At 55.3% G+C, this 24508-nt stretch carries 24 protein-coding genes; 14 read left to right on the top strand and 10 right to left on the bottom strand.

The annotated features are described in order from the left end of the window. Positions 1–36 precede the first annotated feature (36 nt). From kdpC to kdpA, 4 genes are all read right to left on the bottom strand, one after another. On the bottom strand, positions 37–618 hold the full coding sequence (kdpC, locus tag AMR42_RS01530; protein WP_099531711.1) for a K(+)-transporting ATPase subunit C: 582 nt from the start codon (positions 616–618) through the stop codon (positions 37–39). A gap of 3 nt (positions 619–621) precedes the next feature. Next, positions 622–873, bottom strand: a complete 252-nt coding sequence (gene kdpF, locus AMR42_RS01525) for a K(+)-transporting ATPase subunit F (RefSeq protein ID WP_099531710.1) — start codon at positions 871–873, stop codon at positions 622–624. 103 nt (positions 874–976) lie between these two features. Beyond that, positions 977–3067 carry a potassium-transporting ATPase subunit KdpB gene (kdpB, locus tag AMR42_RS01520; RefSeq protein WP_199858049.1) on the bottom strand — a complete coding sequence of 697 codons (2091 nt, stop codon included), beginning with the start codon at positions 3065–3067 and terminating at the stop codon, positions 977–979. A gap of 237 nt (positions 3068–3304) precedes the next feature. Then, complete coding sequence (gene kdpA / locus AMR42_RS01515; RefSeq protein ID WP_099531838.1) at positions 3305–4945, bottom strand: potassium-transporting ATPase subunit KdpA; 1641 nt, start codon at positions 4943–4945, stop codon at positions 3305–3307. A gap of 386 nt (positions 4946–5331) precedes the next feature. On the opposite strand from kdpA, the gene AMR42_RS01510 reads away from it, so the two are divergent. From AMR42_RS01510 to AMR42_RS01500, 3 genes are read left to right on the top strand one after another with little or no spacing between them, the layout of a single operon-like run. Continuing rightward, a complete protein-coding gene (locus AMR42_RS01510) occupies positions 5332–6456 on the top strand; it encodes a sensor histidine kinase KdpD (protein WP_099531708.1) in 1125 nt (374 codons plus the stop codon). After that, positions 6437–7126: a response regulator transcription factor gene (locus tag AMR42_RS01505; protein WP_099531707.1), complete on the top strand. Its 690-nt coding sequence runs from the start codon at positions 6437–6439 to the stop codon at positions 7124–7126. The genes AMR42_RS01510 and AMR42_RS01505 overlap by 20 nt, the downstream gene beginning before the upstream one ends. A gap of 60 nt (positions 7127–7186) precedes the next feature. Then, complete coding sequence (locus tag AMR42_RS01500) at positions 7187–7480, top strand: putative quinol monooxygenase (RefSeq protein ID WP_099531837.1); 294 nt, start codon at positions 7187–7189, stop codon at positions 7478–7480. A gap of 124 nt (positions 7481–7604) precedes the next feature. On the opposite strand, the gene AMR42_RS01495 is transcribed toward AMR42_RS01500, so the two are convergent. Then, complete coding sequence (locus AMR42_RS01495) at positions 7605–8210, bottom strand: Uma2 family endonuclease (protein WP_099531706.1); 606 nt, start codon at positions 8208–8210, stop codon at positions 7605–7607. A 131-nt stretch (positions 8211–8341) separates the two neighbouring features. Next, positions 8342–8653, bottom strand: a complete 312-nt coding sequence (locus AMR42_RS01490; protein ID WP_099531705.1) for a carbon dioxide-concentrating mechanism protein CcmK — start codon at positions 8651–8653, stop codon at positions 8342–8344. Between the two features lie 933 nt (positions 8654–9586). Between AMR42_RS01490 and AMR42_RS01485 the strand changes: the two genes are divergently transcribed. Next, positions 9587–14248 carry a glutamate synthase-related protein gene (locus tag AMR42_RS01485; RefSeq protein ID WP_234406511.1) on the top strand — a complete coding sequence of 1554 codons (4662 nt, stop codon included), beginning with the start codon at positions 9587–9589 and terminating at the stop codon, positions 14246–14248. A gap of 150 nt (positions 14249–14398) precedes the next feature. On the opposite strand, the gene AMR42_RS01480 is transcribed toward AMR42_RS01485, so the two are convergent. Further along, positions 14399–15114, bottom strand: a protein-coding gene (locus tag AMR42_RS01480) for an IS1 family transposase (RefSeq protein ID WP_234406468.1) whose coding sequence is annotated in 2 segments (ribosomal slippage) — positions 14399–14829 and positions 14829–15114 — 717 coding nt in all. Because the reading frame shifts where the segments join, the coding sequence is not laid out codon by codon here. Between the two features lie 155 nt (positions 15115–15269). Here AMR42_RS01480 and AMR42_RS01475 point away from each other — a divergent pair. From AMR42_RS01475 to AMR42_RS01445, 8 genes are all read left to right on the top strand, one after another. Beyond that, positions 15270–16196: a hypothetical protein gene (locus AMR42_RS01475; RefSeq protein ID WP_099531703.1), complete on the top strand. Its 927-nt coding sequence runs from the start codon at positions 15270–15272 to the stop codon at positions 16194–16196. Positions 16197–16234: 38 nt separating this feature from the next. Beyond that, positions 16235–16402: a hypothetical protein gene (locus AMR42_RS20130; protein ID WP_158234317.1), complete on the top strand. Its 168-nt coding sequence runs from the start codon at positions 16235–16237 to the stop codon at positions 16400–16402. 62 nt (positions 16403–16464) lie between these two features. Next, the gene (locus tag AMR42_RS01470) at positions 16465–16875 is read left to right on the top strand and encodes a hypothetical protein (RefSeq protein ID WP_143472888.1); all 411 of its coding nucleotides are present in this window, start codon (positions 16465–16467) and stop codon (positions 16873–16875) included. Between the two features lie 5 nt (positions 16876–16880). After that, positions 16881–17282 carry a type II toxin-antitoxin system VapC family toxin gene (locus tag AMR42_RS01465; RefSeq protein ID WP_099531701.1) on the top strand — a complete coding sequence of 134 codons (402 nt, stop codon included), beginning with the start codon at positions 16881–16883 and terminating at the stop codon, positions 17280–17282. A 27-nt stretch (positions 17283–17309) separates the two neighbouring features. Beyond that, positions 17310–17720 carry a hypothetical protein gene (locus AMR42_RS01460; RefSeq protein ID WP_143472887.1) on the top strand — a complete coding sequence of 137 codons (411 nt, stop codon included), beginning with the start codon at positions 17310–17312 and terminating at the stop codon, positions 17718–17720. Then, the gene (locus AMR42_RS01455; RefSeq protein WP_234406466.1) at positions 17720–18127 is read left to right on the top strand and encodes a type II toxin-antitoxin system VapC family toxin; all 408 of its coding nucleotides are present in this window, start codon (positions 17720–17722) and stop codon (positions 18125–18127) included. Before AMR42_RS01460 ends, AMR42_RS01455 begins: the two co-directional genes overlap by 1 nt. Before the next feature lie 26 nt (positions 18128–18153). Beyond that, positions 18154–18564 carry a hypothetical protein gene (locus tag AMR42_RS01450; RefSeq protein WP_143472886.1) on the top strand — a complete coding sequence of 137 codons (411 nt, stop codon included), beginning with the start codon at positions 18154–18156 and terminating at the stop codon, positions 18562–18564. Positions 18565–18568: 4 nt separating this feature from the next. Next, on the top strand, positions 18569–18973 hold the full coding sequence (locus tag AMR42_RS01445; RefSeq protein ID WP_099531698.1) for a type II toxin-antitoxin system VapC family toxin: 405 nt from the start codon (positions 18569–18571) through the stop codon (positions 18971–18973). Between the two features lie 49 nt (positions 18974–19022). Here the strand turns inward: AMR42_RS01445 and AMR42_RS01440 are convergent, their stop codons facing one another. Further along, complete coding sequence (locus AMR42_RS01440) at positions 19023–20441, bottom strand: FAD-binding domain-containing protein (protein ID WP_099531697.1); 1419 nt, start codon at positions 20439–20441, stop codon at positions 19023–19025. A gap of 433 nt (positions 20442–20874) precedes the next feature. On the opposite strand from AMR42_RS01440, the gene AMR42_RS01435 reads away from it, so the two are divergent. Continuing rightward, positions 20875–22335, top strand: coding sequence for a sensor histidine kinase (locus AMR42_RS01435; protein WP_099531696.1), 1461 nt, complete (start codon positions 20875–20877; stop codon positions 22333–22335). A gap of 155 nt (positions 22336–22490) precedes the next feature. Here AMR42_RS01435 and AMR42_RS01430 read toward each other — a convergent pair whose 3' ends face one another. Both AMR42_RS01430 and folK read right to left on the bottom strand, forming a co-directional pair. Next, entirely contained in the window at positions 22491–23045 is a 555-nt protein-coding gene (locus tag AMR42_RS01430; RefSeq protein ID WP_099531695.1) for an NUDIX hydrolase, read from the bottom strand. 19 nt (positions 23046–23064) lie between these two features. Further along, positions 23065–23523 carry a 2-amino-4-hydroxy-6-hydroxymethyldihydropteridine diphosphokinase gene (gene folK, locus AMR42_RS01425; RefSeq protein ID WP_255407480.1) on the bottom strand — a complete coding sequence of 153 codons (459 nt, stop codon included), beginning with the start codon at positions 23521–23523 and terminating at the stop codon, positions 23065–23067. 490 nt (positions 23524–24013) lie between these two features. Between folK and AMR42_RS01415 the strand changes: the two genes are divergently transcribed. Next, the gene (locus AMR42_RS01415) at positions 24014–24481 is read left to right on the top strand and encodes an MgtC/SapB family protein (protein WP_099531692.1); all 468 of its coding nucleotides are present in this window, start codon (positions 24014–24016) and stop codon (positions 24479–24481) included. Positions 24482–24508 lie beyond the last annotated feature (27 nt).

Here is a 24508-nt window from a genome sequence, read left to right as displayed (position 1 = left end):
AACAAGTTGGGAAGCGACGATTCCTCTGCCGGTCTCCTAACGATTGAGCCGATCAAGGGCGAGATTCAGCTTCAGCACATTCACCCCCGGCTCGCCAAACAGATTCAGGAAGGGGCGATCGGTGGCTTGGTCAATCAGGCTCCGCAGTTGGTCGGGGGTCACTTGGCGGGCGCGGGCCACCCGATCGAGCTGGGCGATCGCGCTGGCGGGGCTGATGTGCGGATCCAAACCCGAGCCGGAACTGTAGAGCAAGTCGCCCGTGGGTTCGATGCCGACCTGTTGGAGGCGCTGTTTTTCCGTGGCGATCCGTTCCGCGAGGGCCGGGTTGGTGGGGGCCAGGTTGCTTGCGCCGGAAATGCCGGTTTTGGCCACCTGGGGATCGGTGCTGTAGGCGATCGCGCTGGGGCGGGGCCAAAAGTAGCGATCGCTCGTGAAGGGCTGACCAATCAGGGCTGACCCAATCACCTGGCCTTGATCATTCGTCAACAGGCTGCCATTAGCCTGGAACGGCAGGGCCGCCCCCGCCAGCAACAACATCACCGGGTAAATCACCGCCGTCAACAACCACAGGGCCGCCGACAGTCGCAGCGATCGCCCCATTTCGCGCAGGAAGTCCATGATCTAAAACCGCTCCGGTTGAAAAATCGCCACGAACAAATAAATCGATAGGGCAATAGTGGCCAGACCCAACAGGGCGATCGCCCCCAGTTGGCCGCTGTTCAGGGGGGCGGGGCTGGTGGCGGCGGTGGCCGGGGCGATCGCGGCGAGGGCGGCGAGCCAAGCCAGGCCCCAGCGCAGACTCCAGCGCACCCAAGGCGTGAGGCGGCGATCGGGCGATCGGTCAGGCGCTGAATGGTGCAACAGGGTTTTCATTGGACTTAGGCTCCGGCTGGATAAACGCTCAAATGCTTGCGGGTGTTGGGTTTCGCTTGGCTCAACCCAACCTACGGGACTACTACGGGACTACGAGATAGGCTCAACCGACCCAGCGGCCGATTGCCACATCGATCGCCTTGATTGCGATGAACGGGGCGATCGTGCCGCCGAGGCCGTAGACCAGAATGTTGCGCTGCAAGAGGCGATCGGCCGACAGGGGCCGGAACGCCACCCCCCGCAGGGCCAAGGGCACTAGCGCCGGGATGATCAGGGCGTTGTAGATCAAGGCGGACAGCACCGCTGAGTTGGGACTCGTCAGGCCCATCACGTTCAGGGGCCCCAGCCCGATCGAGGCGAACAGGGCCGGGATAATCGCGAAATACTTGGCCACGTCGTTGGCGATCGAGAAGGTGGTCAAGGCTCCCCGGGTCATCAGCAGTTGCTTCCCGATCGTCACGATGTCGATCAGCTTCGTGGGGTCGGAATCAAGGTCGACCATGTTCGCCGCTTCCTTGGCCGCCTGAGTGCCGGAGTTCATGGCCACCCCCACGTTGGCTTGGGCCAGGGCGGGCGCGTCGTTGGTGCCGTCGCCGGTCATGGCCACCAGCTTGCCTTGGGCTTGCTCCCGTTGGATGGCGGCGATTTTGTCCTCGGGCGTGGCTTCTGCGATGAAGTCATCGACTCCGGCTTCTCGGGCAATCACTTCGGCGGTGATTCGGTTGTCGCCCGTGAGCATGACGGTGCGAATCCCCATCCGCCGGAGTTGGTCAAACCGCTCGCGGATGCCGGGTTTGATCATGTCTTTCAGATAGATCACGCCGTAGATTTGGTTGTTTTCGCAAACTGCCAAGGGCGTGCCCCCCAACCGCGACACCTGCTCGAAGGCCGCATCCAAGTCAGCGGGAATCGAGCCACCGCGAGATCGAGCAAATCCCTTGATCGCATCCACCGCGCCCTTGCGATATTCCGTGCCGTCGGGCAAATCCGTGCCGCTCATCCGGGTGCGGGCAGAAAAGTCCAGACCCGTGGCGGTTTCCGGCGTGGGATGGGGGCGATCGCTCAGTTTTTCCGCCAGCCGGACGATCGACTTGCCCTCGGGGGTTTGGTCAAACCAACTGGCGGCCCAGGCCACGCGGGCCACGGTGTCGATCGGGTGGCCGCCCACAGGGATGAACTGCTCTGCCAGGCGGTTGCCGAGGGTAATCGTGCCGGTTTTGTCCAGCAGCAGGGTGTTGATGTCGCCGCAGGCCTCCACGGCCCGACCGGAGGTGGCGATTACGTTGAATTGGGCCACCCGATCCATCCCGGCAATCCCGATCGCGCTCAACAGCCCCCCGATCGTGGTGGGGATCAGCGCCACCAACAGGGCAATCAAAATCGCAATGCTGGCGGGACTTTGCACATAGGCAGCCACGGGCGGCAAGGTGGCGATCGCCAACAAAAACACCTGGGTCAACACCGCCAACAACACCGTGAGGGCAATTTCGTTGGGGGTTTTGCGGCGCTCGGCTCCTTCCACCAGGGCAATCATTCGATCGATAAACCCCTGCCCCGGATCGGCGGTGACGCGAATCGTCAGCTCATCGGACACAATCCGCGTGCCGCCCGTGACGCTGCTGGCCGTATCCGATCCCGGCTCCTTCAGCACCGGAGCCGACTCGCCGGTAATCGCCGACTCATCCACCGAAGCCACCCCGGCCAGCACTTCCCCATCGGCGGGGATCACATCACCTGCGGCCACCCGCACCCGATCGCCCCGTTGCAACCGAGATGCAGATATGGCCTCTTCGCTGCCATCGGGCAACAACCGCCGGGCGATCGTGTCCGCCTTGGTGGCGCGTAGGGCATCAGCCTGGGCCTTGCCGCGCCCTTCCGCGATCGCCTCGGCCAAGTTGGCAAACCAAACCGTCGCCAACAAAATCAGGGCGATCGCGCCATTCACGGCCCGGGCGTTCAGGTCGGCCACGGGGCCAAACAAATCCGGGGCGATCGTCACCAGTAGCGTCACCACCGTACCCAGCCAGACCACGAACATCACCGGGTTATGCACCGCCTGACGCGGGTCGAGTTTCCAAAAGGCCTGCTGAATGGCGCGGCCATACAAGCCTTGGTGACTGACTTTGGGCGTGTGGCGACGTTGCGATCGGGGGCCACCCGGAGTGCGCCGCATCTTATTCGCAAGACTGTTCATCAATCGAAATCCTGAATTGATCGGGATAATGCAGGGCTGATTGACTGAAAACTACGCTCCCAAATCGATCAGTTTGTAGGTTGGGTTGAGGCACGAAACCCAACACCCGTAACCCTTGCATCGATTGCGTTGGGTTCCGCAAGGCTCAACCCAACCTACGGGATCAGCCAACTTGGGAGCGGTTTTTGATCAATCAGCGCATCTTGAAAACAAGGCTTTGGGAAATTACGAAGCGACCTAACGCAGGGCAAATCCTTCGGCGATCGGCCCCAGGGCCAACACCGGGAAAAAGGTCAACAAACCCAAAATCAAAATCGTTACGCCCGTCACCGTCGTGAACAAAAACGTGTCCGTGCGCAGCGTGCCCGAGGTGGCCGGAGCCGGTTGCTTTTGGGCCATGCCGTCGGCGAGTAACAGCAACGCCGCGATCGGGAGGTAGCGCCCCGCCAAAATGCTGACCGTTGCCGATAAGTTCCACCACAGGGTTCCGTCACCCAAGCCCTCAAAGCCCGAGCCGTTGTTGGCGGCTGCCGAGGCGTATTCATAAATCACCTGGGAAACGCCGTGGAAGCCGGGGTTCGAAATGCCCGCCAATTGCTCCGGAAAGGCCAGGGCGATCGCCCCGGGAATCAACACAAACACCGGGTGAACCAGCAGGATCGCACTGGCCAAAATGATTTCCCGTTTTTCGATTTTGCGGCCCAGGAATTCCGGCGTGCGACCCACCATCAAGCCGGTTAAAAACACCGTCAAAATCAGGAACACATACAGATAAGCCGTGCCAGTGCCTTGGCCGCCCCAAACCATCTGCAAAAACAACCCCAGCAAGGTGGCCAAACCACTCCCCGGCATCAGGGAATCATGCATTCCATTCACAGCGCCGCACATGGTGGCCGTGGTGGTCACTGCCCAAAGAGCCGTTTGGGCCCAACCAAAGCGCTGTTCTTTGCCTTCCAAGTTGGGGCCAGGAGCCAGGGTCGGGTTGCCTTGCCACTCTGCGATCGCACTGAGGGCAATTAAGCCCACAAAAATGCTGCCCACCAAGCCAAATAACCACCAAGCTTGTCGCCGGTTTTGGCTGATTTCTCCATAGGTAAAAATCAACCCCACGGGAATTAGCAACATCGCCACAATCTCTAAACTGTTGGTGAAATTGTTGGGATTTTCAAAGGGGTGAGCGGAGTTAATCGCAAAGAATCCGCCGCCGTTTTCCCCCAGTTGCTTAATCGCTTCAAAGTGGGCTACGGGGCCGCGAGCGATCGCCTGGGTTGCCCCTTCCAATGTGCTAGCCATTGCTGGCCCGGCCAGGGTTTCCGGCACGCCATTTAGCAACAGCAACAGGGCGATCGGGATCGACAGGGGCAACAACACCCGCGTGATCGATCGCGTCAAATCCCGATAGAAATTGCCCAAGGGTTGCCCACTCAGGCCGCGAATAAACGCGATCCCCACCGCCAGCCCCGTGGCCGCCGAGAAGAACATCAAGTAGCCCAAAATTCCCACTTGGGAACCGTAGGTAATCGCCGTTTCGCCCGAGTAATGTTGCTGGTCAGTGTTGGTTAAAAAGGAGGCGATCGTATGCACCGCCAAGTCCCAACTGGGCGCACCCAAACCGGTCGGATTCAGGGGCAAGCGGTCTTGCAACCAAAACCCGCCAAACCCCACCAGAGCGATCGCCAAGTTACTCGCCAACACCGCCCGCAGGTATTGCCCACCGGTCATCGGTTCGTCGGTGCGGTGACGAATTTGCCGGTATAGCCAGCGTTCGGGCAGCCAGTCCGGCCCTTGGAATGCCCGCGCCATGTAGCGCCCTAAAAACGGGGCGATCGCCCCCACGATCAACAACGTCAGGGCAATTTGCAACCAGCCCGATAGCATAAAGACCCGATCGCTCGATCGGACGAAAGACCAGACCCCCATCCACCCGATCGCGGGCGCTAGGGAATCCTCTTGATCGTCGGGCGATCGCCCCGAATCCGCCATCTATCAATCAGTCTAAACATCCGGCCTAGGCGATCGTCGATCTATACCAACCGTTTAGTCCTGTAGGTTGGGTTGAGCCTTGCGAAACCCAACGCGATCGATGCAAGGGTTACAGGTGTTGGGTTTCGTGCCTCAACCCAACCTACCAAAATGATCTGTGCGAAACCCAACGCGATGACTACAAGGGTTACAGGTGTTGGGTTTCGTGCCTCAACCCAACCTACGAGATGATCTTTTAAACGCCACCGGATCGCTCCCACTGCCAACCCCAGGACAATGACATGAACCGCCGATCGCCCTCATCAGCCCTCTTTCCCAGTCAACGGGTTTGGATCGGTAGCGCCACGGTGCTTTGGACAGTGCTGGCGATCGCCGCTGAGTTTTTGACCCCCACCGATTACGTGTTGGGGTATCTATATGTAGTTCCGGTCGGGCTGGTGGGGGCCTATGGTCGGCCCAAAACCACCATGGTCGTCACCCTAGGGGCGATCGGGCTGGTGTTGCTCAACCTGTGGATACCGGCCGGGGCGATGGGTTCACCGGCCGCCATCACCAATCGGCTGTTGGTTGGGTTGGCCCTGTTGGTCACGGCCCTGTTGAGCGATCGGGCCCGGCGCGATCGCACCCGGCTGGCTCAACAACAGGCCCAACTGGCCGCCCAAAGCCAGCTCGCCCAACTGCGCGAAGACTTTGCCGCCACCTTGACCCACGACCTGAAAACGCCGCTACTTGGGGCGATCGCCACCCTGGAAGCCTTCCAAGCCCAACAACTGGGCCCTGCCACCGAACAACAGCAACAGGTGTTGGCAGTGATGTTACGCAGTCATCGCAACAGCTTGCGCCTGCTGGAAAGCGTCCTGGAAATTTATCGCAACGACGCGGAAGGGGTTTTGCTCGATCGCCAGCCTTGGGAGTTGGGAGAGCTGGCGGAACGGGCGATCGCGCCGTTGCGGGTGTTGGCGGCGGGGCGGCGCGTCACGATTCGGCTGGAGCGCGGCGACTCGGGCTTTTGGGCCAGCTTTTGGGTGGCAGCCGATGCCTTGCAGTTGGAACGGGCGATCGATAATTTGCTGCTGAATGCCCTCAACCACGCGCCGCGCGACTCGCAAATTTTGGTGCAGTTGCGATCGCTCGGGTCTTGCCATCGGCTGGAGGTGTCGGACTCGGGCCCCGGCATTCCCCCGGCGGCGCTGCCCAAGCTGTTCGATCGGTTCTATCAAGCGGGCAGCGATCGCCAGCTCACCGGCTCGGGGTTGGGGCTTTATCTCAGCCGCCAAATCATCGAAGCCCACGGCGGTAGAATCTGGGCAGAGAATCGATCGCCTCAAGGCGCAACCTTCCTGGTGGAGCTGGCCGCTTGTCCTCCGCCAATTACCCCCGCAGTCCATGCAAATTCTGCTGATTGAAGACGACGAGCTATTTCGCCTAGGGCTGACGATCCGGCTCCAGCAGGAAGCCGATTGGCAGGTGGCGGCGGCGGCCGATGGCGAACAGGCGATCGAGCTGGCGCGCCAACAATGTTTTGATGTGGCACTGCTGGATATTGGGTTGCCGGGGCTAGGCGGCGTGGAAACCTGTCGGCAACTGGTGCAAATTCAGCCCGCTTTGCCCGTGTTGGTGCTGACCTCCCGTGCCGAACCCGACGCGATCGCCCGGTTGGTGGCCGCCGGAGCACGCGGCTATTGTCGTAAGGGCATCAGCGCCGAAACGTTGATTCTGGCGATGCGATCGATCGCCGCCGGGGCCTCCTGGTGGGATGACCTGGCCACCAGCCAAATCCAAGCGGCTATGGCCCAATCGGGGGAATCTAGCGTTTCCAAACCTGTAACGAGTCGGGGCGATCGCCTGGCCATGGGGGCGATCGAGGAACTCACCCACCGGGAACAGGAAATTTTGAACCTGATTGCCCAAGGCCAAAGCAACCAAGACATTGCCCAAACCTTACACATTGCTCCCGGCACGGTGCGGGTGCATGTCCATGCGATCTTGCAAAAACTGGGCGTGCGCGATCGCACCCAAGCCGTAGTTCACCTCTTGCAACACCAAGCGCCGATGGGCGATCGCGCCATCTCCTAGGTGGCCTTGGGGATTTTTCACCTAAGATTCGTGATATTCGTGCAAGAGGTTGATTGCATCATGGCCCATGTGTTGATCATTCATGAAGTGGAAGATTACGCCACTTGGAAAGCGATTTTTGACGGCGCTGCCAACATTCGCCAACAGGCGGGCGAGCGCTCCTATCAAGTATTACGGGATGAATGCGATCCTAACAAGATTGTTCACTTCTCCCATTGGACTTCAATTCAAGACGCTAGGGCATTCTTTGAGTCACCGAAGTTGGTAGAAATCCGCAAACAAGCCGGTGTGAAAGCACCAGAATTTATCTATCTCGATCAGTTGGAAGCGGGAGTTTTGAAACCTGAAGATTGATTACTCCTCGAAGCTAGAATGTCGTTTCTCCCAGCAATTCATCCATAGGAGCATAAGTCGCCTATCTTGTGCCAGTGGCGGCGGCGCAGAGGGCGATCGAGCACACCTGAGCTGAATCGGGCGATCATGACTCAACCGATCGAGTGGAATCTATAGGATTTGGATCGATCGCTTGGCTCAGTTCCACTTCTTCGTAAACCAACGACAGCGGACAAGCAAAATCGAGACTCACCAGCTCAAGAATCGGCTGGTTCGGATCGGCTTCATCGTCAGGATATGCGGTTAATTCCCACTTCCCCGCGCTCGTTTTGCGGTAGCAATCAACTCCCACCTTTTCCGCATCGATTAGCACGTATTCTTCCAAGGTTGGAATGCGGCGATAGTAGCGAAATTTGTCGCCGCGATCGAACCCAGCGGTACTGGGGGATAGCACTTCAACAATGCATTTGGGATAACTGATGGCCTCGATCGCCCGTTGATCGCGATCGTCACAACTCACAACTAAATCGGGATAAAAGTATGGCCCGGCAGCGCTGACCTGCACCTTGGCATCAGCCATCCGCACTTTGCAGCCTGTCCCCCGCAAAAACAACCGCAGGGCGCTGGTTAAGTTCACCGCAATATCGTTATGGGGCAAGGTTCCGCCAGCCATGGCATACACCTGCCCATGGATATATTCATGCTTAATGGGCTGCTCAGATTCCCAAGCCAAATACTCCGCAGCGGTCATGAACTGAGACGGAAATGGAGGCTGAATTTGAGCAATCACGATGCAGCTCCACCTTGATCATTTCAGCTTTGCTATCTCAGATCCCTGGATCCAATTCCCGTTTTCGCTTGAACAGAAAAATAATTGAAAGTTTAGGTGACGCGGTGGGGTTCGCTTTCGGGGGTGTAGTCGATCGGCATCACGCCCTCCGTGTTTTCGTAGGGGTGGGGAATGATGTAGTGGCTCATTACCTGACCGCCATAAACCGCTTTCGCCGCTTTGATCCCTTCTTCCATGGCCCGCTCCACCTCGGAGACGGGGCCGCGAATGGTGATGAAAAAGTTGCCCTTTTCGGCCTTGTCAAAGAACACCAGGGTGACGCGCCCGCCTTTCACCATGGCATCGGCGGCGGCCAGGATGGAGGGAAAGCCAAGGGTTTCGATCGTTCCAACGGCAATGGGCATGGGACAGCAGGGACGCGAAAATGAAGGGCGCAGGTCGCGGGGCGGCTAAACCAACCCTGGCAAAAGTGTAGCGCGATCGGGTCGAATCGCCGCCAGGGATCTGCACAACGGCAGGATTGGGACTAGGAAACCCATCCGGGTCTCTTCGCTCGCGGGGAAATGGCAGCAAGGGTGAGCAAGTCAACGGGCAGTTTAGGCAACTGAGTTAGCAATTCAGATCGAGTCCAATCAACATCCGATCGACATTCGTTGGCCGATCAGTTGCATAAACGCCAAGGGCCGATCTAGATTAAAGCGCTACAGTTTCTTTAGAATTGGGTTTGCTGACTATCCTGAAGGCTCGAATCATTTTGGTGCACCCCCTCACTCCCCAGTCATCTGTACGACTCGATGAATGACGATTTGTGCTGGCGGATGTGCGCACCAATCTTCCGATCCGACCAACCCAATCGCGGTTAACTGGTTCTGCTTCCAGCGGTTTTGGCCCTGGGTCATGGGATTGAACTGGGTCATGGGATTGAAGTCGATCGCCCGCGTGCTAACCCCGTGCTCCCGATGCCGGTTCCGCCAGCGATTGACACGATCGTTACCGATCAGTGCTAATCAGTAGTTGCCAATACAACCAGTGCAACCGCGTTCACCGGACAATCAGTAAGGCCCTCTGGCTATGTATTCCGGTCGTTTTGCCGGGGACTCAAGACCAAGCTCAACAGACGGTCTTTTAACCCAGTCATAACGCAAACTCTGTAGTTTCGATCGCATCCGATCGACTCTAACTTGATCGATCTCAGCAGCGGCTACCTGATTGCCGCTGTGGCTCGATCGCCCTCGCTGTCTGTTTTTTTATTCACCCCGATCGCCTAGTCCACCCGATCCACTATGAGTGACCGCACCAGCCAAGCCCCTGTGTTTTCCAGCAATCCGTTGCCGGTAATGCCGGAATCCGGGTTGCGCTACCTGACTGAGGAGCGCGATGCCTGTGGCGTAGGCTTCATTGCCCAGCGCCAGGCCCAAGCCAGTCACGACTTGGTGGAGAAAGCTCTGATCGCCCTGGGTTGCATGGAGCACCGGGGCGGTTGCAGTGCCGATCGCGACTCGGGCGACGGCGCAGGGGTGATGACGGCAATTCCCTGGACCCTGATTGAGCAGTGGGCCGCCACCGAAGGCAAGACCATCGATCGCGATCGCACGGCGGTGGGGATGTTGTTCCTGCCGTTGGATGCGGACAAGCTGGCCAAAACCAAGGCCGCCATTGACGCAACGATCTCGGAGGTCGGTTTGACCCTGCTGGGTTGGCGTGTCGTGCCCACCCGCCCCGAGGTGCTGGGCATCCAAGCCCGCGAGAACCTGCCAACGATCGAGCAGGTGATTATTGAATCCACCCTAACCGGCGATGCCCTGGAACGGCAACTCTACCAACTGCGCCGTCGGCTCGGAAATGCGGTGGTGAAGGCCCTCGGTGAGGATGATACAAAAGTCACATCCCAGTCCGTAGGATTCTACGCTTGCTCCCTCTCGAACCACACGATTATTTACAAGGGGATGGTGCGATCGGAGGTTTTGGGCCGCTTCTACCAAGACTTGACCAACCCGGACTACACCAGCGCTTGGGCGGTCTACCACCGACGCTTCAGCACTAACACGATGCCCCGCTGGCCCCTGGCGCAACCGATGCGGATGCTGGGCCACAACGGCGAAATCAATACTCTGCTGGGCAACCTGAATTGGATGTTGGCCAAGCAGGCGGATTTGGCCCATGAAAATTGGACAACCGAGGAGCTGAACGCCCTCAAGCCGATCGTCAGCTATGAAAACAGCGACTCGGCCAACTTGGATAATTCCTTGGAACTGTTGGTGCGATCGGGCCGCAGCATCCTGGAAGCCGTCACCCTGCTGGTTCCGGAAGCCTACGAAAATCAGCCGGATTTGGCTGACTACCCGGAAATCGTCGATTACTACAACTACTATCGCGGGGTGCAAGAACCTTGGGATGGCCCGGCGCTGCTGGTATTTGGCGATGGCAAGATCGTCGGCGCAACGCTCGATCGCAACGGTCTGCGCCCCGCCCGCTACTGCATCACCCGCGATGACTACATCATTGTCGGTTCGGAAGCAGGTGTGGTGGACATCCCGATCGAGAACATCCTTGAAAAGGGTCGTCTCGGCCCCGGTCAGGCGATCGCCGTGGATCTAGAAGCCGGTGAAGTCCTGAAAAATTGGGATCTGAAGCTGAAGGTGGCTCGCCAGCATCCCTACGGCGACTGGGTGCGCGACCATCAACAGCAGTTGACCGCCCAACCCTTTGCCACCGATAAAACCCTGGATGAGGGTCGCCTGCTGCAACACCAAACGGCCTTTGGCTACACCGCCGAGGACATTGATTTGGTGATTGTGGACATGGCGGCCAACGGCAAGGAGCCGACCTACTGCATGGGCGATGACATCCCCTTGGCGGTGCTCTCGACTCGCCCCCACCTGCTTTATGACTACTTCAAGCAGCGGTTTGCTCAGGTGACGAACCCACCGATCGACCCCCTGCGCGAAAAGCTGGTGATGTCGCTGGAAATGCACCTGGGACGGCGCGGCAACCTGCTGCAACCCATTCCGGAAGCGGCCCGCCTGCTGAAGATCAGCTCGCCCGTGCTGAATGAAACGGAACTGGGCAAGCTGTCCGAGTCTGGAATGCAAGTGGTCACCCTTTCAACGCTCTACAGCACGGCCGATGGCCCGGCGGGTCTGCGGGCGGCGATTACGGCCCTGCAAGAGCGGGCCGTGGCGGCGGTGCAAGGCGGGGCAGAAATCCTGATCCTGAGCGATCGCACCGATGGCCTGTCGCCGGAAACGACCTACATTCCGCCGCTGGTGGCGATCGGCTCGGTTCACCACCACTTGATCCGCCAAGGAATGCGGATGCAGGTGTCGATCGTGGCGGACACGGCCCAATGCTGGAGCACGCACCACTTTGCCTGTGCGGTGGGCTTCGGGGCCAGCGCCGTTTGCCCCTACCTGGCCTTGGAGAGCATCCGCCATTGGTGGAACAGCGATCGCACCCAAAACCTGATGGGCAGCGGTAAGTTGCCAGCCTGCTCGATCGAGCAGGCCCAGGCCAACTACCGGGCCGCCGTGGAAGCCGGGTTGCTGAAGATCCTCTCGAAGATGGGGATTTCGCTGCTGGCTAGCTACCATGGGGCGCAAATTTTCGAGGCGATCGGGATTGGCCGCGAGCTGATTGACCTGGCCTTTGTGGGCACGCCGTCCCGCGTTGGTGGCTTGGGCGTGGCGGAACTGGCCCAGGAAGTGATGACCTTCCATGCGACGGCCTTCCCCGAACTGACGGCTAAGAAGCTGGAAAACATGGGCTTTGTGCAGTACCGCAAGGGCGGCGAATACCACATGAACTCGCCGGAAATGGCCAAGGCCCTGCACAAGGCCGTGGATGCCTTCAAGGCCCAAACGCCCGACGGTGAATGGATGCCCGGTGCCCAAGCCCTCACCACCGAAGCCTACGACCACTACAGCGTCTACAAGCGCTATTTGCAGCAGCGCACGCCCACGGCCCTGCGGGACTTGCTGGACTTCGACACCAGCCGCAGCCCGATTTCCGTGGACGAAGTGGAGTCGATCGAGTCGATTCTGAAGCGGTTCTGCACGGGTGGTATGTCCCTCGGTGCGTTGTCGCCGGAAGCCCACGAGGTGCTGGCGATCGCCATGAACCGGATTGGCGGCAAGTCCAACTCTGGCGAAGGCGGCGAAGATCCGCGCCGCTACACCACCCTGAACGATGTGGACGAAAACGGCCTGTCCGCCACCTTCCCGCACCTGAAGGGCCTGCGGAACGGCGACACGGCCAGCTCCGCGATTAAGCAGGTGGCTTCGGGGCGCTTTGGCGTGACCCCGGAATACCTGATGAGCGCCGAGCAAATCGAAATCAAGGTAGCCCAAGGGGCGAAACCCGGTGAGGGCGGTCAGCTCCCCGGCAAGAAGGTCAGCCCTTACATTGCCATGCTGCGGCGATCGAAGCCCGGTGTAACCCTGATTTCGCCGCCGCCCCACCACGACATCTATTCGATCGAGGATTTGGCCCAACTGATCTTTGATCTGCACCAAATCAACCCGCGTGCCAAGGTGTCCGTGAAGCTGGTGGCCGAAGTGGGCATCGGCACGGTGGCCGCCGGGGTAGCCAAGGCCAACGCCGACGTGATTCAAATTTCCGGCCACGACGGCGGCACGGGAGCCTCGCCCCTCAGCTCAATCAAGCACGCCGGTAGCCCCTGGGAATTGGGCTTGGCGGAAGTACACAAGTCCCTGATGGAAAACGGCCTGCGCGATCGCGTCGTTCTGCGCGTTGATGGCGGCTTCAAGACCGGCTGGGATGTGTTGATGGCGGCCCTGATGGGTGGCGAAGAATTCGGCTTCGGCACGATCGCCATGATCGCCGAGGGCTGCATCATGGCCCGCGTTTGCCACATGAACACCTGCCCCGTGGGCGTGACTAGCCAACAGGAAAACCTGCGCAAGCGGTTCCCCGGCATTCCGGATCACGTGGTCAACTTCTTCTACTTTGTGGCTCAAGAAGTGCGGTTGTTGCTGGCTCGGTTGGGCTTCCGTCGCCTCGATGAGGTGATTGGCCGCGCCGACCTGCTGAAGCGGCGCGAAGATGCCAGCCTGACCAAGACCCAGGCGATCGACCTGTCGATCTTGACCAACTTGCCCGACAGCCGGAGCGATCGCAGTTGGCTGAACCACAGCCCCCGCCCCCACAGCAACGATGTGGTGCTGGACAACGCGATCCTGGGCGATGAAGACATCCAACGGGCGATCCGCTACCAGGGCACGGTGCAAAAGACGATCAAAATCGTCAACACCGATCGCTCCGTGGGCACGCGGGTTTCCGGCAACATCGCCAAGCGCTACGGCGACAAGGGCTTTGAAGGGCATCTGCACCTCACCTTCGTGGGCAGCGCCGGCCAAAGCTTCGGAGCCTTCAACATCAACGGCATGACCCTGGAGCTGATTGGTGAGTCCAACGACTACGTGGGCAAGGGCATGAACGGCGGTGAAATCATTGTCCGGCCGCCCGCTGAAGCCACCTTTGCGCCGGAACACAATGCGATCGTCGGCAATACCTGCCTCTACGGTTCCACTGGCGGCGTGCTCTACGCCAGCGGTCGGGCCGGTGAGCGGTTCGGCGTGCGCAACTCCAAGGGCCAAGCGGTGATCGAAGGTGCGGGCGACCACTGCTGCGAATACATGACCGGCGGCACGATCGTGGTGCTCGGTTCCACGGGTCGCAACGTGGGCGCGGGTATGACCGGCGGCTTGGCCTACTGCTACGACGAGGACGGCAGCTTCCCCGGCAAGGTGAACGGCGAAATCGTCAAGATCCAGCGCGTTTGCACCCCGGCGGGCGAGGAGCAACTGAAGACGCTGATCGAAGCCCACGCCGAAAAGACCGGCAGCCCGAAGGCGAAGGCGATCCTGTCCGACTGGGCGAACAGCTTGCCCAAGTTCTGGCAAGTGGTGCCGCCGTCGGAAGCGAACACGCCGGAAGCGAATGCCAATCCTGCCGAGGAAAAGGTGGCCGCGACGGTTTAGGTTCAGTTGCCTAGGGCGATCGGGTGGTGATGAGCCGCCCGATGCCTTGACCCCAGTTGGTTGCTCATTCAGGGCGATCGACTGGGGTTATTTTGTGTCGTGTTCAGAAAACCGTACTTTTTTCGGTAGTGCCTGTGAAGTAATGATGGACTATGAAGCGACTGGCAATGAGGCATTGTAGTGGTGAATAAATCGCCAAATCGCTGCTTCGTGATTCACCAAGGATTTGGAAAAAGACAGGGTGCGCCGCACTAGACGACTAATCCGCTGACGCAAGGTGTTATTCAATCGCTCCACGTAATTCGTTAACCCGGTTTCTTTGCCCACCGGCCGATGTCGTTTTTTGGGAATCACGCTGCGATAGGCTTCCCAAAAATCGGTGTAGCAGACTGCACATTGGCGATAGACACCCGGTAAGCTCTCCCATAGCTTTTGGGCTAACTGGGCTGAACGATTCCCCATGACCATCCCAACAACCTCGCGAGTCACGGCATCCAGCGCTAGCCAGATCCAGACTTTTTGCTTCTTGGAACCCACAAAAGACCAAAGTTCATCCAGTTGCAGGATTAAACGGCTTTTTTTTTAGGGCGCACTTGCGCCTGGCGAGGGATGCGACCGGCTTCGACTGCCACATAGGATTCAATCCAGGATTCAGAGACCTGTGCGACCCGCGCAATCGCGGCCTGGGAGAGGCGCTCTAGGAGCAGACGATCAATGAGGGCGATCTGCTCAGGTGTGACTCGTTTCTGAGTGGGGTGCTCAATGAACTGGCGACCACAGGCTTTGCATTTGAAGCGTTGCTTGCCGTTGTGGATACGACCATTTTTAACCGTGTGGCTGGATTGGCACTGGGGGCAAGCAGGCATGAACTGGAGCGGTGAATGACTGCTGCTAGACTAGCATCATTACTTCACAGGCACTACCAACTAAATGACTTCCATGAATTGGTCATGGAGTAAGGCCTGAGAGAATTCAAAATAAAGGAACTACCTGAATTTCAATTCATATTCTTAGAAAAGCTATGACCAATAAACTCTTCTGCGGCTCTGTATCATATCAAGTTAATTTCTCTTGCTACAAGCCAAGCATTAATGAAGAAATCATAAATATTTCTCAAAAGAACCAACAAAATGATGCCGATTCAAAAATTCAAGAATCAAAATTAAAAGTTGAAATCCTCAATGACCAGAGCTTAGAGTTTATTTTAAGCCTTAAAACTTCTTTTTTTGAATCTAATCTATCTGTAGCAAAAGAGTGGTTTACAGATTACCAGGAATGGATTTTTACAACTTTTGCAACACAAACAGGTTCGATCATAGAACAACATCAAAAGCCCACTGTATCTGAAATCAACCCGCCTGAGTTTAGCTCTATTGATAGTTTTATCGGAAGTGAATCAGCATGTTTTTTGCAAGTCTATAGTTCTAGTCCTCTATCGCAAAAAGTCGGTGATTGGTCATTTCTAGGCCCAAGCCAGTTTATAGAAACTCATCCAAAAATCAAAACCATTTGTAAACAATATGCATTTTGCCTACAGTGCCAAGATTCGATTGCACGTTATATGTTTCTTTACAATCTGCTATTTCAAATCAATGAATATCAAGGGAGAAGTGATCGACAGGCTGACATTGATGATTTGATTAGAGAAGTCATCCAAGCCGCTAAAGACAGAGAAGAACTTATCAAAAATCAAGAAACCTATAAGCCAGATTCACCTGAAAGTAAAAAGAAAAACAGAAAGCAATGTGAAACGATCTATACCTGTTTAAGAAATGAGATTGCACACAAAAGAACACATCGAATTCTTGTGCTTGACAACAAAACTGACAGCCCTAGCAAATTGACTTTAGAACAGACAATATACGACATTAAGCAATACGTCAGCTCTTTATCAAGAATCGTGCAACTTGCTATTCTCAACCTTTCATCTCAGGCAAGTTTAGATTAAAGCGAGGAACTATAACGAGCTGAAACAATCGGCAACTGATGCCTAGCGGTAGCCTGACGGATATTTTGGCTGAGTATTACGATGCGTCTCAGCGCCCCTTGCCTCAACCGGGCTATCGATTGCGCGATTATGTGCGGGTTGAGTCGGCGATCGATCCGCAATTTCCCACCACCAGCAATCGCCGCCACCTGAGCCATTTGAGCTGACCGCCCGTTGCAGAAGCGCTTGTGCCAAGATCACAGCAGACGATCGAGTGGAGGATCAAGCGATGAACCCAGGGGACTTGCGATCGGCAGCGCTGCGATTATCAGTGGGCGATCGGTTGCGGCTGATTTGGGATTTAGTGCGATCGCTCCTGGGCTGGGATGGGGCGATCGAGCCGGCCGCGCCTACAGAACCTAGCCTAGAACAGGCGATCGCCCGAATTGAGCCGCTGATTGACCAGGCGGCAAGTCACCAGCCGCACTATCAAGCACAACTCAAGACCCGTCTGCTGGATAACTTGCGCCACACGTTTGCCCAATCCCCTAGCCATTGGCAAACCCTATTAACCATGTCAGAGACGGCGTTATCAGAAAAAGTAGCATTGCTGTTAGCCACTGAAGCCCTGCTAGCAGCCAGTGAGGATGAATCTGAAGCGGATCAGGCAGAATTACAGCAACTGATTGAAGGGCGATAAACCGAATGGTTTATTTACTAGATACCAATATTGTCAGTGAGTTTTTAAAACGGGATTCTCAACTGCTGTCTCAGCTTCGGTTGTTATTGGCAACTGAGTCCGTAGCCATTAGCGCCATAACTTACTATGAAATTCGGCGGGGTCTATTAGCAAAGGCAGCACCCAAACAATTAGAACTATTTGATCGATTCTGCCAGCTTGTGAATATCGTACCGATCACACATCCCGAAATTGTCAATATTGCCAGCGAGATTTATGCAGATCTGCGATCGCGTGGTTGTTTGATTCAAGATGCAGATATTTTGATTGCGGCAACAGCGATTGCCCAAAATTGGATTTTGATTTCCAATGATTCTGATCTCTCTCGCGTGCAAGGATTACGATTGGAAAACTGGCTGATTCGTTGAATCTAAAAAACAATGGAGGATCAAGCAATGAATCCAGGAGACTTGCGATCGGCCGCGTTGCGGTTATCAGTGGGCGATCGATTGCGGCTGATTTGGGATTTAGTGCGATCGCTCCTGGGCTGGGATGGGGCGATCGAGCCGACCGCGCCCACAGAACCTAGCCTAGAACAGGCGATCGCCCGGATTGAACAACTAATTGACCAGGCCTTGGCGGCACATCCCGACTGGGATCCTGGCTTGAAACGGCCGGTACTCAATCGGGTGGCATCTTCCCTTTCGCAATCGCCCGATCGTTGGCGAGCCATCTTAGCCACACCAGAGGAAACGCTTCTGAAGCGTGTGAGCTTGTGGCTAGTTATGGAAACATTTAGTCAGATTGCAGCCGAAGAATCCGACACAGAGAAAGCAGAACTCGTAGCCATCATTGAGGGGAAATAGTGTTGGTTGGCTATCTGCTGGATACGAATATTGTGAGTGCCATCATTCAGGGCAACACTTCAGTAAAAGCTAAGTTTCTTGAGGTAATTGTGGTTATGCCCATCGCTATTAGCGCTATTACCTACTTTGAATGTCGGCGTGGGTTGTTGGCGAACAAGTCGCAAAAGAAAATCCAAGCCTTTACTGATTTTTGCCAATTGGTCGATATCTTGCCAGTGACGCATCCGGAAATTGTGGAAATTGCTAGCGAGATTTATGCAGATCTGCGATCGCGCGGTTGCCTGATTCAAGATGCAGATATTTTGATTGCGGCAACAGCGATTGCCCAAAACTGGATTTTGATTTCCAATGATTCTGATCTCTCTCGCGTGCAAGGGTTACGATTGGAAAATTGGCTGATTCGTTAAATCTAAAAATAGTGGAGGATCAAGCGATGAACCCAGGAGACTTGCGATCGGCAGCGCTGCGATTATCAGTGGGCGATCGGTTGCGGCTGATTTGGGACTTGGTGCGATCGCTCCTGGGTTGGGATGGGGCGATCGAGCCGGCCGCGCCCGCAGAACCTAGCCTAGAACGGGCGATCGCCCGCATAGAACGCCTACTCGACCCAATTTTGTTGACATCAGACTTAGCCCAATCGGTGGATCGATCGGCATTGTTAGAACACTTGAAGGAGTTACTGATAGCTGATCCTGATCTTTGCCAAGCTGTCTTACAACAATCAACAGAGTCTTTGCAAAAGGCAATTACGGACATTGCTACTGCCAGTGCTGCAACAGCGGAATTAACCCAAACTTGCACTGCGGAAGAGTTAGCGGAGTTAGCTGCGATCGGAACTCATTAACTTCATGGGAATCCTGTTAGATACCAACATTGTGACGGCGCTCATGGTGGGTAATCCCTTGGCAGTCAGTCGATTCAATCAGGCTAAATTGCGGGGGGCATCGATCTCGATTAGTGCAATAACCTATTACGAAATTAAGCGCGGCTTGCTTGCAAGGCCTTCGCCCAATAAGCTGTCGGCTTTTCAGCGGTTTTATCAAACTGTGGATATCTTGCCGGTGACGCATCCAGAAATTGTGGAAATTGCTAGCGAGATCTATGCAGATCTGCGATCGCGCGGTTGCTTGATTCAAGATGCAGATATTTTGGTTGCAGCAACGGCGATCGCCCACAACTGGATTTTGATTTCCAACGATTCTGATCTCTCTCGCGTGCAAGGATTGCAATTGGAGAATTGGTTAATTCGCTAACCTGCTAACCCTTGCCCACAATCGACTTTTCAGCCCTTCATTTGGATGATTAGGCCTTTTGGGCTTTGTAGAGTTGCTTAAAGCGTTCCTGCTGAATTTTGTGATCAACGATCGGGGCGGGATAACCCAATGATCGCCGCTCGATCGGGGTGATTTTTCCCGTGAGTAATGATCCCGTATCCAACCGGCGCAACTCAGGAACCCACTGGCGAATATAGTCACCCTCCGCATCAAATTTTTGGGCTTGGCTAGCGGGATTAAAAATGCGTAACGGCTTCGGATCCATGCCACTGGAAGCGCTCCACTGCCAACCGCCATTGTTAGCCGAAAGATCGCCATCGACCAGATTTTGCATAAAGTATTTTTCGCCCCAACGCCAATCAATGATCAAATCTTTGGTTAGGAAACTGGCCACAATCATGCGACAACGGTTGTGCATCCAGCCGGTTTCATTCAGTTGACGCATTGCCGCATCAACGATCGGATAACCCGTTTGGCCATTGCACCAAGCTTCAAAGAGAGCTTCGTTGTTCTCCCAAGGAAAAGTTTTGAGAGGCGCACGATAGGCTCCTTCCGCAAGTTCGGGAAAGTGATACATCACATGTTGATAAAACTCGCGCCAGGCTAATTCCTGTTGCCAGGTGCGAATGCTGTTGATGGCTTCTTCGCTGCGGGCATGGTCGAGGGCGCTGGCGCTGGCTTGCCAAATTTCCCGAATCCCGATCACCCCGAATTTCAAGGCGGCGCTCAGACCCGATGTGCCCTCCAAGGCGGGGAAGTTGCGATCGGGATCGTAGGCTTCAATGGCCCGTTGGCAGAAGGTTTCCAAGCGAGATCGGGCGGCGGCGGTTCCCGGTTCCAAAATCCAAGGCCCATCCCAGGGATACCCCAATTGGCGAGCAGTGGGCAGCGAGATCGCCTGAGTTTTGGCCCGTTCAGCTTCGGTGAGGGGCAAGAGGCGATCGGGCGTGGGAGCTGGGGCCGCTTTCGATCGGGACTGCCAATTTTTCCAAAAGGGCCCATAGACCGTGTAGGGCGTGCCGGAGCCGGTGCGAATTTCATCCGGCGCATGGAGCAGTTGATCCCACTGGGTTTGAGCAGCAACGCCCCGCTCCTTCAGGGCAGCCAACAGGGACCGATCGCGCTGCAAGGCGTAGGGTTCCACATCCCAATTCCAGGCCACGGCCACAGCTCCGAGGCGATCGGCTAAGTTGGGAATTTCCACCGTGGGATCCCCTTTGAGGATCAGGAAATCCCCACCCCGTTCTTGATAGGTTTGCTGCAATTCTGCCAAGCAACCGATCAGATAAGCCACCCGTGCGGGAGCCACATCATCCCGATCAAGAATTCCAGGATCAAGACAGAAAACACCGACAACTTTGGGCGATCGAGCAACGGCTTGGGCTAGACCTAAATTATCGGAAATTCGCAGGTCTTTTCGATGCCAAAACAACAGCAATTCGGACATAGGTGACACAAAAGCTCTGCCAAGTTTCCACACAATGCCTATTCGTGATTCGCGATTCTGTGCGATATCCTGGGGCAAAATGATTTATTACTGATAACCCCATTGTACACAATTCAGAAAAATGTAATGTTTTGTATCTAAATTCCTAATCATCAAAACAGGCAATGCCCAATTAGTCATCATCAATCGTTTTTCTATGTATCAAAAGTAACATGCCTTGGCGTTGTGTAGCTCTCAATCAGTATTTTAAGAAATGGAAGAGCTTAAGCCAGTAGGATGACTTATTCGATTTTGTTTAATCCCAGCATCAAGCAACTGGGCGCGATCGTGAGTAGCCTCCAAGGTGACGATCAAACGAGTTTTATCCTCTAATGGCTGATCGGGCTGCCATCCTCGATCAATCCCTAATCAATCCCCAATTCATCAAACAACTATGTACTCTCAGCCTCATACACCTGACGCTGCGCTCACACATTCGTTAGCGCCCGCTGACACGGCCGAACATCGACATTGGGAGTCAGATTTAAAGCTCATTGTTGAAGGAATTGCTTCTCAAATTGGCGAAGAGTTTTTTCGAGCCTGTGTTCGGTATCTAGCAGAGCTGTTGCAAATTCGCTATGCATTAATTGCTGAATTTATTGATGGTGAACCTCCTAAGGCAAAAACCCTAGCTTTTTGGGCTGGTGATGATTTTGGCATGGATTTTGATTATGTTTTGGAGGGAACACCCTGTGGAGTTGTGGTTAATAAGGGGCTGCAAATTTATGATTGCAAAATTCAGCAAAAATTCCCTGAAGACATTGACCTCGTGACCATGGGGGCAGAGAGCTATCTAGGGATCCCAATTTGTAATATGGCAGGAGAAACGATTGGTCACATTGCTGGTTTACACGTCCAGCCCTTAACCCGCAGTTATGAGGAGCAGGCAGCCATTCTCAAAATTTTTGCGGCTCGTTCAGCAGCAGAAATTGAACGACAACTAACCGAACGCGAACTAAAACAAAAAAATCTCCGCTTAGAGACCACGCTGAATCAGCTCAAGCAAACTCAAATGCAATTGATTCATGCGGAAAAAATGTCAAGCCTAGGAAACATGGTCGCGGGCCTTGCCCATGAAATCAATAATCCGATTAGTTTCATTCATGGAAACCTATCCCATGCTCGTCAATATTTTGATGAGCTATTGGAGCTGATCCGACTCTACGAACAAGAACATACTCAGCCCAGCCAAGCCATTCAAGATAAGCTGGAAGCGATCGACCTTGATTTTCTAAGAACAGACATCTATCAACTGTTTCAATCTATGCAGCAAGGTTCCCAGCGAATTGGCGACATTGTGAAGTCCTACCGAACCTTTTCACGCCTGGATGAATCGACTTTCAAGTTTGTGGATATTCATGAAAGTCTGGAGTCTGTTTTAGTTATTGTGCAGGGGCGCTTACAAGCCGAGGGACTAACATCAAAGATCACCATTAACAAAACCTATGGTAATTTACCCCATATTTATTGCTCTCCTGCACAGCTCAATCAGGTATTTTTAAATCTTCTGAACAATGCCATTGATGCCTTAGAAGAACTCGATCAACAACAGCAATTTGACCGAAAAAGCGACTCGCTCAATCATTTTTCTCGTCATATCTGGCTTCAAACATTCCTGATTTCAGAGCACCAAATTCAAATTTCAATTTCTGATAACGGCTCGGGGATTTCAGAGGAAGTTCAAGCCAAAATTTTTGACCCATTCTTCACAACCAAGCTCATCGGAAAAGGAACAGGACTTGGGTTAGCCGTGAGTTACCAAATCATCACAGATATGCATCATGGCGTGATTGAGGTCAACTCCTGCCCTGGTCAAGGCACAACATTTACAATTAAGCTACCGATCACGCCTTAGAAGATACCTGAAAAGCCAGAACTATGCCCCTGTAACTGTAAGCCTGATTGATCGACAAAGATCAGAGGCTTGAGCTTCTGGCCCCGACGACTATGGGTACTTTGCAAGATCTCCAAATGACTGATCAGATAGTCTCTGAGCAAGGAACTGCTGAGCTAGAGACTGCTGAAAAAGGGTTTGGCTAGAAAATAGCTGGTGACGGTTTTGGCATCGACCATCGCCCCCGATCGCACTGTTTCTTCAAACACTTCAGGAGTCATCAACACCACTTCAATATCTTCATCGTCATCCTGTAGCGGTGGTTTTTCTAGCTTGGTCAAATCTGTGGCCAAGAAGGCATAAATTAGCTCATCGGAATAGCCTGGGGCGATCGGGAAATCTCCCAAACAATGCCAAGTGGCGGCCGCATAGCCCGTTTCTTCTTCAATTTCCCGCCGAATGGTTTCCGCCGGATCTTCACCCAATTCCACGGTTCCAGCCGGAAACTCTAACAAGCGCCCTTGCATGGCGAAGCGATATTGCCGCACCAACACCAGTTGCCCATCGTTCGTGACCGGCACGGCCAAGGCCCCGCCGGGATGGCGAATACATTCCCATTCCCCCTCTGCGCCGTTGGGTAACCGCAATTGGGCAACCTCAAAGGCAAACTTACGACCGCGATAGGTGAGGCGATCGCGGAGTTTGTGGGCGAGTTCGGTTCCAAGGGGCATAGGACGGATAAATCGTGAGTTAGGCTAGGGGAATGACTGCTGAACAGTCTAGCGTTTGGACGATTTGCGCGATCGCCCGGCCCGTGAGCGGTTCCACCCAGTCGGGGGCAATTTCCGCCAAGGGAACCGCAAAAAATGCCCGATCGCCCAATCCTGGATGGGGCACTTGTAGCCGAGGCGTTTGCATCACCCGATCGCCATAAAGCAACAAATCCAAGTCCAAGGTGCGCGGCCCCCAATGCACTGTCCGCACTCGCCCTGCGTCGTTTTCCAGAGCTTGTAGCCGATCGAGCAAGGCCTCTGGGCTAAGGGCGACCTTCAACAGGGCGCAACCATTCAGAAAGTCCGGCTGGGGCGGGCCCATCGGCGGGTTGCGATACCAGCGCGATCGACCCGTGACCTGAATTCCCGGTGTGGCATCCAAAGCCGCCAAGGCCCGCTCAAAGGTGGCGGCCACGTCGCCCAAGTTGCCCCCCAGGGCGATCGCACAGGGGATCGCACAGGATACTGAATGCTTGGGTATTGAATGCTTGGGTATTGAATGCTTGGGTATTGAATGCTTGGGTATTGAATACGTGGGTATTGAATGCGTTGGCTCCCTCTGTGCCAAATTCATGGAGTCTGCCAAATTCTGCCCCGAAGTCGAATCGCTGTCCTGGGGGCAAGGCAAAGGTTCCATCTGCGGCGTTATTTTTGCCGTGACTGGCGCTGTTAGTGGTGTTGTCGTGGGTACTGTTGTGGGTGTTGCTCTTGGTGCTGCCGTCGGTGCTGCCGTCGGTGATGTTATCGGAGTTGTCCCATCGTCCGCTGCCCGATCGCCCGTGAATTGCGCCATCGTTTCCGTCATTCGCTGCCTGTTAATTCGCCCTTGATTAGCCCTATAGCCCCCGCCCCGGGCCGTTGCCAAACGGTCACCGCCAAACCGCTCCTTAAAATACCGCCGATTCTGAACTTCTCCTCAACTTCTGATGAATCTTCCCCCCGATCCCTCCTGGTTCCATTTGTTGATTCGTTTAGGGCTGGCTCTGTTTGTGGGGGGAGCCATTGGGATCGATCGCCAGTTGCGACACAAGCCCGCCGGAATGCGCACTCATATGCTGGTGAGTTTGGGAGCTGCCCTGTTTGCCATCATTCCGGCGGAAATGGGGGCGAATATTGATGCCATCAGTCGATCGGCCCAAGGTGTGGCTACTGGGGTGGGTTTCTTGGGCGCGGGGGAAATTTTACGCACCAAACGCAGCGAAGAGAAGGTGAAGGGATTGACCTCAGCAGCAGCCATTTGGGTCTCGGCCGGATTGGGGTTCGCGGCGGGCTGCGGCTTGTTAGGAGTGGCCACCCTGGGGGCCCTGATGGCTTTCCTAGTCTTGCGCTTGAATGGGGTGGAGCGGCGTTTAACTCGCAATTTTGATATGAACGCAATTATGGACGATGACTAAACTACAGCAGCTCCCACTTGCCAAAGC

This window comes from Limnothrix sp. PR1529, assembly GCF_002742025.1.
Taxonomy (GTDB): Bacteria; Cyanobacteriota; Cyanobacteriia; order CACIAM-69d; family CACIAM-69d; genus CACIAM-69d.
The sequence above is the reverse complement of the archived record's forward strand: the minus strand, read 5'-3'. Positions and strand labels throughout refer to the sequence as shown.